This window comes from Micromonospora sp. NRRL B-16802, from assembly GCF_001279555.1.
In the GTDB taxonomy this organism is placed as follows: domain Bacteria; phylum Actinomycetota; class Actinomycetes; order Mycobacteriales; family Micromonosporaceae; genus Micromonospora; species Micromonospora profundi.
Genome location: NZ_LGEB01000046.1, coordinates 116,810 through 128,287, shown reverse-complemented (window position 1 = coordinate 128,287; position 11,478 = coordinate 116,810). Strand labels below are relative to the sequence as shown.

Annotated in this window: 13 protein-coding genes; 2 read left to right on the top strand and 11 right to left on the bottom strand. The window is 69.6% G+C overall.

Annotated elements, in window-relative coordinates; translation table 11 throughout:
- Positions 1–19: 19 nt before the first annotated feature.
- The 5 genes from ADK66_RS07060 to ADK66_RS07040 all read right to left on the bottom strand — a co-directional run bounded on the left by ADK66_RS07060 (position 20) and on the right by ADK66_RS07040 (position 6,337).
- Positions 20–1,693, bottom strand: coding sequence for a glycoside hydrolase family 13 protein (locus ADK66_RS07060; protein ID WP_053653140.1), 1,674 nt, complete (start codon positions 1,691–1,693; stop codon positions 20–22).
- Between the two features lie 100 nt (positions 1,694–1,793).
- On the bottom strand, positions 1,794–2,840 hold the full coding sequence (locus tag ADK66_RS07055; protein ID WP_053653077.1) for a LacI family DNA-binding transcriptional regulator: 1,047 nt from the start codon (positions 2,838–2,840) through the stop codon (positions 1,794–1,796).
- Between the two features lie 66 nt (positions 2,841–2,906).
- Entirely contained in the window at positions 2,907–3,872 is a 966-nt protein-coding gene (locus ADK66_RS07050; protein ID WP_053653076.1) for a carbohydrate ABC transporter permease, read from the bottom strand.
- Between the two features lies 1 nt (position 3,873).
- Complete coding sequence (locus ADK66_RS07045) at positions 3,874–4,920, bottom strand: carbohydrate ABC transporter permease (protein ID WP_053653075.1); 1,047 nt, start codon at positions 4,918–4,920, stop codon at positions 3,874–3,876.
- A gap of 70 nt (positions 4,921–4,990) precedes the next feature.
- Positions 4,991–6,337, bottom strand: coding sequence for an ABC transporter substrate-binding protein (locus ADK66_RS07040; RefSeq protein ID WP_053653074.1), 1,347 nt, complete (start codon positions 6,335–6,337; stop codon positions 4,991–4,993).
- A 238-nt stretch (positions 6,338–6,575) separates the two neighbouring features.
- On the opposite strand from ADK66_RS07040, the gene ADK66_RS07035 reads away from it, so the two are divergent.
- Positions 6,576–7,349: a M23 family metallopeptidase gene (locus ADK66_RS07035; RefSeq protein ID WP_053653073.1), complete on the top strand. Its 774-nt coding sequence runs from the start codon at positions 6,576–6,578 to the stop codon at positions 7,347–7,349.
- 52 nt (positions 7,350–7,401) lie between these two features.
- Here the strand turns inward: ADK66_RS07035 and ADK66_RS07030 are convergent, their stop codons facing one another.
- From ADK66_RS07030 to ADK66_RS07015, 5 genes are all read right to left on the bottom strand, one after another.
- Positions 7,402–7,896, bottom strand: coding sequence for a TspO/MBR family protein (locus ADK66_RS07030; RefSeq protein WP_053653072.1), 495 nt, complete (start codon positions 7,894–7,896; stop codon positions 7,402–7,404).
- 193 nt (positions 7,897–8,089) lie between these two features.
- Positions 8,090–8,233 (bottom strand): GPGG-motif small membrane protein, encoded by a 144-nt coding sequence (locus ADK66_RS31800; protein WP_007464364.1) that lies wholly within the window; start codon positions 8,231–8,233, stop codon positions 8,090–8,092.
- Positions 8,224–9,000, bottom strand: coding sequence for a metallophosphoesterase (locus ADK66_RS07025; RefSeq protein ID WP_053653071.1), 777 nt, complete (start codon positions 8,998–9,000; stop codon positions 8,224–8,226). The genes ADK66_RS31800 and ADK66_RS07025 overlap by 10 nt, the downstream gene beginning before the upstream one ends.
- A gap of 10 nt (positions 9,001–9,010) precedes the next feature.
- The gene (locus tag ADK66_RS07020) at positions 9,011–9,289 is read right to left on the bottom strand and encodes a hypothetical protein (protein ID WP_053653070.1); all 279 of its coding nucleotides are present in this window, start codon (positions 9,287–9,289) and stop codon (positions 9,011–9,013) included.
- Positions 9,286–9,912, bottom strand: a complete 627-nt coding sequence (locus tag ADK66_RS07015; protein ID WP_255353020.1) for a nucleotidyltransferase — start codon at positions 9,910–9,912, stop codon at positions 9,286–9,288. Before ADK66_RS07015 ends, ADK66_RS07020 begins: the two co-directional genes overlap by 4 nt.
- A gap of 140 nt (positions 9,913–10,052) precedes the next feature.
- Between ADK66_RS07015 and ADK66_RS07010 the strand changes: the two genes are divergently transcribed.
- Positions 10,053–10,799 carry a thymidylate kinase gene (locus ADK66_RS07010; protein WP_157552311.1) on the top strand — a complete coding sequence of 249 codons (747 nt, stop codon included), beginning with the start codon at positions 10,053–10,055 and terminating at the stop codon, positions 10,797–10,799.
- Here ADK66_RS07010 and ADK66_RS07005 read toward each other — a convergent pair.
- Positions 10,784–11,476 carry an SDR family NAD(P)-dependent oxidoreductase gene (locus ADK66_RS07005; protein ID WP_053653067.1) on the bottom strand — a complete coding sequence of 231 codons (693 nt, stop codon included), beginning with the start codon at positions 11,474–11,476 and terminating at the stop codon, positions 10,784–10,786. The two genes, ADK66_RS07010 and ADK66_RS07005, sit on opposite strands and share 16 nt — an antisense overlap.
- Positions 11,477–11,478: the final 2 nt, after the last annotated feature.

Here is an 11,478-nt window from a genome sequence, read left to right as displayed (position 1 = left end):
GGGGGCTGGTGGGTCGGGGTCAGGCGCGCAGCCAGACGGTCACGTCGGTCGGGATCGCGCCGTCGTCGTCCAGCGGTGCGCTCGCCGCGAGGAGTTCGGCCCCTGCCGGAACCGGCACCGGCGCGTCGCCGAAGTTGGTGAGCACTGTCAGCTCGCCGTTGCGGAAGGCAAGCACCTCGTCGCCGGAGGACAGCCACTCCAGCGTGCCGCGGCCCAGCCCGTGTTCGCGGCGCAGCCGCAGGGCCGTGCGGTACAGCTCGTACGTCGAGCCGGCGACGCCGCGCTGCCGGTCCAGGGCGTACTCGGCCCAGGACGCGGGCTGCGGCAGCCAACTGGCGTCGGTCGACCCGAAGCCGTACGACGGCGCGTCGGCCTCCCACGGGATCGGCACCCGGCAGCCGTCCCGGCCCCGCTGGGTGTGCCCGCTGCGCGCCCAGGTCGGGTCCTGCCGGGCCTCGTCGGGCATCGTGGTGTGCTCGGGCAGGCCCAGCTCCTCACCTTGGTAGAGGTACGCCGAGCCGGGCAGGGCGAGCATCAGCAGGGTGGCCGCCCGAGCGCGGCGCAGGCCGAGCGCGGCGTCCGGCTGCGGGTCGTCGGAGCCGATGCCGTTGGGCCGGCCGCTGCCGATCGGCAGACCGAGCCGTGAGGCGTGCCGCACCACGTCGTGGTTGGACAGCACCCAGGTGGTCGGCGCCCCGACCGAATCGGTCGCCTCCAGCGAGCGGGTGATCACCGCGTACTGGGCCGGCGCGGACCAGGCGGCGAGCAGGTACTCGAAGTTGAACGCCTGGTGCATCTCGTCCGGGCGGACGTAGCGGGCCAGTCGCTCGGCCGGCTCCACCCACGCCTCGGCGACAAGCACACGCCCGCCCGGGTAGCCGTCGAGGACCTGCCGCCACTGGCGGTAGATCTCGTGGACGCCGTCCTGGTCCCACATCGGCGGGCGTGGCTTGTCCACGTCCTGGCCGGAGAGGATCTCCTGCGGTTCCTGCCAGTTGGCCAGGTCGGCCTGCTTGACGAGGCCGTGTGCCACGTCGACGCGGAAGCCGTCCACCCCGCGGTCCAGCCAGAACCGCAGGACGTCGAGGAACTCCTCGTGCACCTCGGGGTTGTCCCAGTTGAGGTCCGGCTGGCCCGTGTCGAACAGGTGCAGGTACCACTGGCCCGGCTGGCCGTCCGGGTCGACAGTCCGCGTCCAGGCGGGGCCGCCGAAGACGCTCTGCCAGTCGTTCGGCGCCTGGTCACCGGTCGGGCCGAGGCCGTCCCGGAAGACGTACCGGGCGCGCTCCGGGCTGCCCGGGGCGGCGGCCAGCGCGGCCTGGAACCAACGGTGTGCCGAGGAGGTGTGGTTCGGCACCAGGTCGACGATCACCCGCAGACCGCGGGAGCGGGCCTCGGCGATCAGCTTGTCCGCGTCGGCGAGGGTTCCGAACAGGGGGTCGACGTCCCGGTAGTCGGCCACGTCGTAACCCGCGTCGGCCTGCGGCGACGGATAGAACGGGGACAGCCACACCGCGTCCACGCCCAACTCGACAAGGTGGTCGAGGCGGGCTGTGATGCCCGGCAGGTCGCCGATCCCGTCGCCGTCGGAGTCGGAGAACGAACGGGGATAGATCTGGTAGATGGCGGCCTCGGTCCACCAGCCGGTGATGGGGCCGCCGGAGGGGGTCTGCTGGGTCGGGTCGGTGTTCAGAATGATCTCCCATGTCGAGCCGTGGGTGGACCGCCGGGCGGGGGCGCGGCTGCCGGCCGCGTCGCCGCCAGCCGCCGACCGGCGGCAGAACATTGAGATGTCAGTGTGCCCGGGGCGGTGCTGTCGACTCGCGGACCACCAGCCGAGTGGGCAGGATCACCGGCGTGTCGGGGTCTCCGGCCCGCTGGCCGACGACCGGGCCGATGCTGCGCGCCCCGAGCGGGTCCAGCAGCATGCGGGCGGCCAGCCGGCCCTGCTCGGCGGCGGGCTGGGCGATGGTGCTGAGCCCCAGCACACCGGCGAGGTCGTGGTCGTCGATGCCGATCACGCTGACGTCCTGCGGTACGCGCAGCCCGGCATCCCGCAGCGCGGTCATCGCACCCATCGCCATCTCGTCGCAGGCCGCGACGATCGCGGTCGGGGGCTCACCACGGGCCAGCAACTCGGTGGCCGCCTGGTTGCCGCCGTCGATGGTGAACGACGACTCGACGTCCAGGCTCGGGTCGGGTCGCAGGCCGGCGGCCTTCAACTCGGCCTGGTAGCCGCGACGCCGGTCGATGTGGGTGGTGAACGCCAACTCGTCGTCGGGGTCGCCGGAGATGTGGGCGATCCGGCGGTGGCCGAGGTCGAGCAGGTGGCGGGTGGCCACCCGCGCGGCGGCAACGTCGTCGATGCGTACGCACGGCCAGTTGGGCACCCTGCTGCCGGAGCTGATGGTCACCCCCGGCAGGTCCAGGGTGGCCAGCGCGGTCAGGTCGGCCGGGCGCAGCGGAGTGGCGACGAGCATCATGGCGTCCACCCGCTTGTGCAGATTCGCGGTACGCAGCACCCGCTGGCGGACCTGCTCCCGGCCGCCGAGGTTGTAGAGCAGCAGGTCGTAGCCGGACTGGTGGAGGTACTCCTCGACGGCCTCGACCACGGTGCTGAAGAACCAGCGGGTGATCCGGGGGACGACCACCGCGACGGTGCCGGTACGGCCTCCGGCAAGCCGGGACGCGCTCGGTGAAACCGCGTAGTCGAGCTGCTCGGCGGCGGCGAGCACCCGGCGTCGGGTGGCTGCCGAGACCGTCGGCAGCCCGCGTAGAGCCCGTGAGACGGTGGCCGTGGAGACCCCGGCCAACCGGGCGACATCATCAATCCTCGTCACGGTTCCCCCGCTTCGTACGCGGCGCCCGCCGCCGCCCGAGGGGCCAGGCGGCGGCGGGCGAGCGGGTCAGCCCTTGACGCTGCCGGCGAGCAGACCTCGCACGAAGAAGCGCTGGAGGGACAGGAACACGACGAGCGGAACGATGATCGACACGAACGCGCCGGCGGTGAGCCGTTGCCACTCGTTGCCCCGCGTGCCGGCCATCTCGGCCAGCCGAACCGTGAGCGGGGCGGTCTCGTTGCCGCCGCCGGCGAAGATCAGCGCGACAAGCAGGTCGTTCCAGACCCAGAGGAACTGGAAGATGCCGAACGCCGCAAGCGCCGGGGTGATCAGCGGCAACACGATGGTGCGGAAGATCTTCGGGTGGCTCGCCCCGTCGACGCGGGCGGCCTCCATCAGGTCCCCCGGGAGCTGCGAGATGAAGTTGTGCAGCAGGAAGACGGCGAACGGCAGCGCGAAGCAGGTATGTGCGAACCACACCTGGGCGAACTTCTGCTCGTCCACCAGGTCCCAGGCGGGCATCAGTGTGATGCCGCCGAGGCTGACGCCTGTGGAGAAGAACTTCAGCAGCGGCACCAGGGCCATCTGCAGTGGAACGATCTGCAACGCGAAGATCGCAATGTAGAGCCAGTCCCGTCCCTTGAAGTTCATCCACGCCAGCGCGTACGCGGCCAGGGCCGCGAAGGCGAGCGGGAAGAGTACCGACGGGATGGTGATGGCCAGCGAGTTGATGAAGTAGCTGGCGAGCTGCCCCGATGACGACGACCGCCCGAACAGGACCTGCTGGTAGTTCTCCAGCGTGAACTGCGGGTTGGTGAAGGCCGTCCACCAGCCGGTCGTCTTGATCTCGTCCTCCGGGCGGAGGGAGGAGATGAACAGGCCGAAGGTCGGGATGGTCCAGACCACCGCGATGACGATGGAGACCAGGGTGGCCGTACGGGTGTTCAGTCGCTTGCGGACCCGCCCTGCTGTGGTCTTCGGTGCGTCGGTCTTCTGGGTGCCGGCGGCGACGGTCGGCGTTGCGGTGGTCATCTCAGCCCTCCCGTTGCTGACGGAGGTTGCGGATCTGGTAGATCACGACCGGGATGACCAGGATGAAGAGGAAGACCGCGAGCGCGGAGCCCTGCCCGTTCTGGCCGTACCGGAACGCCTGGTTGTACATCTCGCTGGCGATCACGCTGGTGTCGTAGTTGCCGTTCGTCGAGGTCCGGACGATGTCGAAGACCTTGAGCGTGGCGATCGTGAGGGTCACCGCCACGACGATCAGCGCCGGTCGGATGCTCGGCATGGTGATCTGCCAGAACATCTGCCACGGGCTGACGCCGTCGAGCCGGGCGGCCTCCACGATGTCGCCGGGGATCGCCTTGATCGCGGCGGAGAGCACCACCATGGCGAAGCCGGCCTGGATCCAGACCATGATGACGATCAGCAGGAGCGTGTTCAGCGGTGATTCGAGCAACCACTGCCTGGGCTCGCCGCCGAGGCTGACCACGATCTGGTTGAGCAGGCCGATCTGGTCGCCTTCGCCGCGGTAGGCGTAGACGAACTTCCAGATGATGCTGGCGCCGACGAACGAGATCGCCATCGGCAGGAAGATCAGCGATTTGGCTATGGCCTCGAAGCGGGCCTTGTCCACCATGACGGCGTAGATCAGGCCGAAGGCGGTCGCGACCAGCGGGACCAGGACCACCCAGACCAGGGTGTTGATCAGGACCCGGACGATCGAGTCGTCGGAGAACATCCAGCCGTAGTTGCGCAACCCCACCCAGTTGGTGCTGCTGCCGTCCATCAGGGAGAGCAGCATGGTACGGATGGCCGGCACGACCAGGCCGACGGCGAGCAGCAGCAGCGTCGGCAGCAGGAAGAAGAACGCGAAGAAGCCCTCGCGCTGCTTCGGGCGGCGGGGGAGTGGGGTTCCACTCGTCGAGGCCGCCACGAGTTGCGCTTCCCGCCGCTTGGCGAACCAGGCCGGTACGACGTCGAGCAGCAGGAGCAGACCGCCCACCACCACCACGAAGGCGACCAGCCCGTACATCAGCATGAGGAGCTTCGGCTGCTCGTCGGCGAAGTCGAACTCCATCAACCCTCCCTTGAAGGTCCGTGCGGTCGGTGGCCCGGCCCGCTGAGCGCGGGCCGGGCCACCGCCGGGATCACTTAGGCCAGCTGCTCTCGATGCCCTGGAGCACCGGGGCGGTCGCCTTGCCGTTCAGCCAGTCGACCATGCCCTTCCAGAACGTTCCCGCGCCGACGGCGGCCGGCATCAGGTCGGATCCGTCGAAGCGGAACACGCCGCTCTTGTCCTGGAGGATCTGGACGGAGAGCTTGTCGACCGGGCTGGCGACGTTGGCGATGTCCAGCTTGTTGTTCGCCGTGACCCAGTTGCCGAGCTTCGCGCGGCTGTTCACGTACTCACCGGAGGCGAGGTAGGTCTGCACCGCCTGGACCTCGGGGCGGTCGGCGTACGCGACGACGAACTCGCCCGCGCCCAGCACCGGCTTGCCCTTGGCCGGGTCGATGGCCGGGAAGTAGAAGGCGAACGCGTCGCCGTCCTCGGCCACCTTGGTGCCCTCGGGGAACTGGTTGGCGTAGAACGACGCCTGGCGGTGCATCGCGCACTTGCCGTTGGTCACCGGCACGCCCGCCTCCTGGAAGGAGGTGGTGGTGATGCTCTTGACACCGCCGAAGCCGCCGTTCATGTACTTGTCGTTCTTGAGGATGGTGCCCGCGCGGTCAACGGCGTCGATGATCCGAGGGTCGTTGAACGGGATCGCGTGGGTGGTCCACTGGTCGTAGACGTCGGGCGTCTGCGTACGCAGCAGCACGTCCTCGATCCAGTCGGTGGCCGGCCAGCCGGTGGCGTCACCGGACTCGACGCCCGCGCACCACGGCTTCATGCCGCTGTCAGCGATCTTGTCGCTCAGGGTGATGAGCTGCTCCCAGGTGGTCGGGACCTCCCAGCCCTTCTCCTTGAACGTCTTCGGCGAGTACCACACGAAGGACTTGACGTTGGCGCCGAGCGGCACGCCGTAGAGCGTCCCGTTGACGGTGCCGTACTTCAGCCAGTCGGCAGGCATGTTCTGCTCGGCCATGGCCTTGGTGTCGGCCCCGAGGGACTTCAGCTTGCCGGCGTCCGCGAAGCGCTTCACCAGGCCGGGCTGGGGAACGAAGGCGATGTCGGGGGCGTTGCCGCCGTCGACCCGCACGGGGAGCTGCGCCTCGAACTCGCCGCTGCCCTCGTAGTTGATCTCGATGCCGGTGCAGTCGGTGAACTGGGCCCACGAACGCTCCAGCAGGTCGGCCTCGGCGTCGCGGATGGACGCGTAGATGGAGACCTTCTTGCCGTCGTTGCCCTGGTACTTCTCGTACGGGGCGCACTCCGCGGAGCCCGCCTTGTCACTCTTCTTGTCGTCACCGGTGCCGCAGGCGGTGGCGCTGAGCGCCAGCCCGAGCACACCGGCGATCACGAAGGCGTGGCGTGGTCTGGTGAAGACCGCCATGCCGTCCTCCTTCCTAGCCGGCGCGGTCGTGCTGTTGACCCGGCGCCGGTCCGATTGGGCGTGCACACATGTAAGCGCTTGCATCCGATCTGGTCCACCCCCAGTCAGACACGAGCGAGTAACAATCCAGAAACCTTGAAACCCTTGTTGGGCACGCTCCCAGCCCTCTTTCGAAGATTGGCGATATCTGTCAGGCTGATCCCACTGCATCGAAGGTTTTCAACATAGGAGGTGCTGTATGCGTAAGAGGTGGATGAGCCTGTTGGCGACGGCTGTGCTCGTCGCGGGAGTCCTCACGCCGGTCAGCCCGGCGATGGCCGCGCCGACCTTCAGGGTGCCGTTCCCCTGCGGCCAGACCTGGTCCGGGCAGACCCGGTCAGGGCACAGCCCGGCGTACGCCATCGACTTCAACCGCACCGACGACGCCGGCGATCCGGTGGTGGCCAGCGCCCCCGGCACCGTCGACGTGGTGACCAACCTCGGTAACACCAGCTACGGCAAGTACGTCCGGATCAACCACGGCGGGGGCTACACCACCTACTACGCCCACCTCAGCGGCTTCAACGTCTCGGTCGGGCAGACGGTCGGCTACGGCAAGGTCATCGGCTGGGTCGGCAGCACCGGTGGATCCACCGGGCCGCACCTGCACTACGAGCAGCGCCTCAACGGCAGCGACATCCAGGTCCGGTTCAACGGCAGCCTGGCGCTCTACTGGGGCACCAAGAACTACACAAGCGGCAACGGTTGCAGCTCAGGCACCGGCTCGGGCACCGTCGACACCAGCGGTACGCCGCTGACCGTGCGCTCCGGCCCGGGCACCGGGTACGCCTCGGTTGGCACCGTCGCCGACGGCGCCAAGGTGACGATCGCCTGCCAGACCAGCGGCACGAGCGTCACCGGCACCTACGGCACCAGCACGATCTGGGACCGCATCGGCAGCGGACGCTTCATCGCCGACGCGTACGTCTACACCGGCTACGACGGCTACATCCCGAACGTGCCCCGCTGCTGACGGTGCGATGAGGGTCTCCGGCTGGCACCGCCGGCCGGAGACCCGACGCGGGTCAGGAGTTCAGCTGCCAGATCGACAGGTTCAGCGCGGCGGCGAAGGTGACCCAGGCCCAGTAGGGCAGCATCAGCGCCATCGCGACCCGGGACACCCGGGCGAAGAGCACCACGGTGACCCCGATCGCCAGCCACATCAGCACGATCTCCGCGAACGCCAGCCCGTACTGCCCCGCGCCGAAGAACAGCGGGGTCCAGATCGCGTTGAGCACCAACTGGGCGGTCCATGCCCAGAGGGCGGGGGAGAAGCCGACGCGCCGCCAGACCAGCCAACCGGCCACCGCGATCAGCGCGTAGAGCGCCGACCAGACCGGGCCGAACAGCCAGGAGGGCGGCGCCCAGCTGGGCTGTTGCAGGCTCGCGTACTCGTCGGTGGTGCCCTGAACACCCAGCCCGCCGATAGCGGCCGCGACGAAGACCGCCGCCGCGAAACCGGCCAGGGCCAACCAGGATCGCCGGCCGGTGGTGGGTCGCGCCTGCCGAGTTGTCTCCATGGTCGAGATATTTCCGGTCAGCTACCCGTCAAACCGGCACTGGGCCGGACATCGACGACGCAGCGCGGCCGCACGCGCACCACCTGCCCACACAACGGCGCCGGGGCCGCCGCGGCCGGTGCCCCTGTCGGGAGGACGGAGCTCCGGTCGCCGGCGGCCCCGACGGGTCCCGGTGTTTTGTTCGATACGAACGTCAATTGAAGATGCTGACACCACCCGGGCCGACCAACAGCCCGACAACGATGAGGACGATGCCCCACAGGATCTGCCGGCGGAACAGCGCGAGGATGCCGGCGACGACGAGTACGACTGCGAGAATCCAAAGAATCAGCTCCATGACCTCTGACTACCCGACCCGCCGATTCTGGAAACCTGGTCGGTGTCGAGTTGATCGCCGACATGGAACACGCTGTACGCCTGCTTGATCACCGGGTGCGCCACGTTGCGGACGCGCACCCCGCCGGGGGTGGTTCCGCGCTCGGTGCCCGCGTGCGCGTGCCCGTGTACGGCAAGCGCTGTGGGTGCCGAGTCGATGGCCTGCCCCAGCTGGTACGAGCCGAGGAACGGGTAGATCTCCAGCGGCTCGCCGACCAGGGTGTCCGGCACCGGGGCGTAGTGGGTCAGCGCGACGAGCATGTCGCAGTCCAGCGAGCGCAGGGCAGCGCCGAGGCTCTCCGCGCTCTCGTTCGTGGTCCGGACGAACGCCTTCATCTCAGGCTCGCCGAAGTCGCTCGCGCAGCGCCCCGCGAACCCACCGCCGAAGCCCTTGACGCCGGCGATGCCGAGCCGGCCGCCCGCGCAGTCCAGCACCACACCGTTGCCCTCCAGCACCGTGATGCCCGCGTCCTCGAGCACCTTCACCACCTGTGGCACCTGGTCGCACTGGTGGTCGTGGTTGCCCAGCACCGTCACCACCGGCACTGCGAGGCCACCGAACTCCTGCGCCACGCAGCGCGCCTCGGCCTCGGTGCCGTGCCGGGTCAGGTCTCCGGCCAGCAGTAGCACGTCGGCGCAGTCCGGCAGCTCCTCCAACGCCGGGCGGAACCGGCCGACGACGTCCTCGTCCAGATGCACGTCACCCACGGCGGCTATCCGGATCACCATCGAACCTCCCTCAGGGCAGTTGCTCGATCTCCGTGGGCGCCTGGGCGCGGATCACCCCGATGTCGCTGGTGATCGGCACGTCCGGGAAGCGCTCGGCCACTCGGCGCATGATCTCGTCGCGCCGGTGTGGGCTCTCCACCTCGCCGTTGAGCACGAGGGCGCTTTCCCGCCGGACCACGGTGATCCCCTGTTCGGCGACCGCGGGATCCTCGGTGAGCAACCGTTGGATCTCCGCCTCGACGTACTCGTCCGGTGGTGGCCCGGCGCCGGTGTCGCGATCGTGCGTCACGGTGTCCCCTCTCCTGCCTGGGTGCCGCTGTCCGGCACCACTTCCAGCCGGTCCAGCAGCACCAGGAACGCTTCCGCGTACGGCGAGTGCTGTGTCTCCTTGCGTACCCGTTCCCAGTCGATCTGCTCCCTCAGCGACCGGGCCAGTGGCAGGCCGCGGGCGAAGTCGCAGTAGTGCTGGGAGAAGCTCAGCAACTTGTGCACCATGAGCTGGGTGGCGGACAGGACCGGCATCTGGATGGCGTCCACCGGACGCACGACAGTGTCGGCGAACGTCTCCTCGGTCACCGGTGTCTCGATCGGCCGGTGGATCAGATCGACCATCCGCTCGTCGTCGAAGACCTTGACGAGCCAGTCCTCCGGCGGGCGCTCGGCGCGGAAGCCGGCGGCCACCAGGGCCTCCAGCGACCGTTCGACGTCGGCCTCACGGATCAGGAAGTCGACGTCGTGATCGCTCGAGTGGCCCCCGTGCGCGTAGACGGCGAAGCTGCCGCCCAGGGCGAACGGGATCTCGGACTGCTTGAGCACGGCGGCGACCTTTTTGAGGGTGTGCACCAGACTCTCGTCCCCGCGCTCGGCCATCTGGGTCTCCCGTCGGTCATGTTTGTGGACAGGCGGCTGGATCGAACTTCCGTACCCGGCATTCCGGTTGCCCACACCTGGCGAGGTGGCGGTCGGGGATCAACGGGGACGAAGGGTTACAAACCTCACGGAGAGATGAGCGTGCGTCGGATAACCTGTCAAGGGTGGCCAGATCACCGGGGATGCGACGTGGCAGGACCCGATTACGCACCATCGCACTGATCGGCATCGACGGATCGGGCAAGACGACCCAGGCGCACCGGCTGGCCGACGCGCTGACCGCCGCCGGTCGCCCCGCCACCTACCGCCGCAACGCCAGCGGGCGTCGCTGGCTCGGCCGGGTCGCGCAGCGGCTCGGTCGTCCGGATGCCCAGCGGCTTGTGGGGCGCGACGGCGTCCTGGCTGTGGAGTCCGTGCTGCGCTGGTTGGCCATCGCCATCGCCCTGATCAGCTGCGTGCTCACCGGTCGCACTGCGGTGATGGATCGCTATTCGGCCTGCCAGTACGCCAGCATCAGGGCGCATGGCGGGCAGCGCTGGGAGCGGCTGGCCCGTGCCGGCTACCGACTGTTCCCGACGCCGCAGGTGACGTTCCTGCTCGCCGTCGACCCGGCGGAGGCGTACCGGCGCATCGAGCGGCGGGGCACCGACCACGAGACGATGGGCTGGCTCACCGCGGCGGACACGGCGTACCGGACGCTGCCCGAGTATCCGACCTTCGTGCTTGTGGACGCCGGGCTTCCGGCCGATGAGGTGACCGAGCAGATCCGTGCGCACCTCACGGCCTGGCTGCCCTCCGGCGTCGGCTCTGGCCCGGTGCCGCAGTCGTTCGATTCTCCACCGCTGCCGGACGGGCCGCCCGTCACGCCGGTGGCGCAACGCTCGGAGCACGTCGTCACCGGTCCGCTTGTGGCTCAGGCGCGTCCGTAGACCGGGACGGTGGCACCGCTTGTCGGCGTGGATTCGGCCGAGGCCAGAAAGTGGATCACCGGCGCGATCTCGGCCGGGGAGACCCAGCGGGAGTGGTCGGCGTCGGGCTGGGCGGTCCGGTTCGCGGGCGTGTCGATGACGCTTGGCAGGACTGTGTTGCAGCGAACGTTCCGGGATCGGTACTCCACAGCGACCGCGTTGGCGAAGGCGAGCACCGCCGCCTTCGCCGTGACGTAGCCGGCCGCACCGGGGAACGGTGCGAGGGCCGCGCGGGACGACACGCAGACCACCGCCCCGCCACCGGCGGCAACGAGGTGCGGCAAGGCGGCCTGGGTGACCAGGTAGGTCGGTCGCAGGTTGACGGTGAGCATCCGCTCGAACTCCTCGACCGGCGTCTCGTGCACAAGCCCGCCGCTGGCGTACCCACCGACGAGGTTGACCACGGCCCGCAGCGGCGCGGCGGCGTCGGCGGTGGCGGCCTCGACCGCGCGGGCCGCGCCCGCGGGGTCGCTCAGGTCCGCCGCCAGCCGGACCAGACCGTCGGCCGCCGGCTCCGACCCGGGCCGACTCTGCCGCTCGGGTACGACCACACGCCAGCCCGCCGCCAGGAAGGTGCTGGTGACCGCCCCGCCCAGCCCGCCCGCGCCTCCGGTGACAAGCACACTGCGTTCCGCCATGC

What these genes read in the sequence shown, in the direction of transcription:
- ADK66_RS07010 (WP_157552311.1), top strand. Translation starts at nt 10,053, where the DNA reads ATGCGACGTGGCAGGACCCGATTACGCACCATCGCACTGATCGGCATC.
- ADK66_RS07045 (WP_053653075.1), bottom strand. Translation starts at nt 4,920, where the DNA reads ATGGAGTTCGACTTCGCCGACGAGCAGCCGAAGCTCCTCATGCTGATG.
- ADK66_RS07030 (WP_053653072.1), bottom strand. Translation starts at nt 7,896, where the DNA reads ATGGAGACAACTCGGCAGGCGCGACCCACCACCGGCCGGCGATCCTGG.
- ADK66_RS07025 (WP_053653071.1), bottom strand. Translation starts at nt 9,000, where the DNA reads ATGGTGATCCGGATAGCCGCCGTGGGTGACGTGCATCTGGACGAGGAC.
- ADK66_RS07040 (WP_053653074.1), bottom strand. Translation starts at nt 6,337, where the DNA reads ATGGCGGTCTTCACCAGACCACGCCACGCCTTCGTGATCGCCGGTGTG.
- ADK66_RS07050 (WP_053653076.1), bottom strand. Translation starts at nt 3,872, where the DNA reads ATGACCACCGCAACGCCGACCGTCGCCGCCGGCACCCAGAAGACCGAC.
- ADK66_RS07035 (WP_053653073.1), top strand. Translation starts at nt 6,576, where the DNA reads ATGCGTAAGAGGTGGATGAGCCTGTTGGCGACGGCTGTGCTCGTCGCG.
- ADK66_RS31800 (WP_007464364.1), bottom strand. Translation starts at nt 8,233, where the DNA reads ATGGAGCTGATTCTTTGGATTCTCGCAGTCGTACTCGTCGTCGCCGGC.
- ADK66_RS07005 (WP_053653067.1), bottom strand. Translation starts at nt 11,476, where the DNA reads ATGGCGGAACGCAGTGTGCTTGTCACCGGAGGCGCGGGCGGGCTGGGC.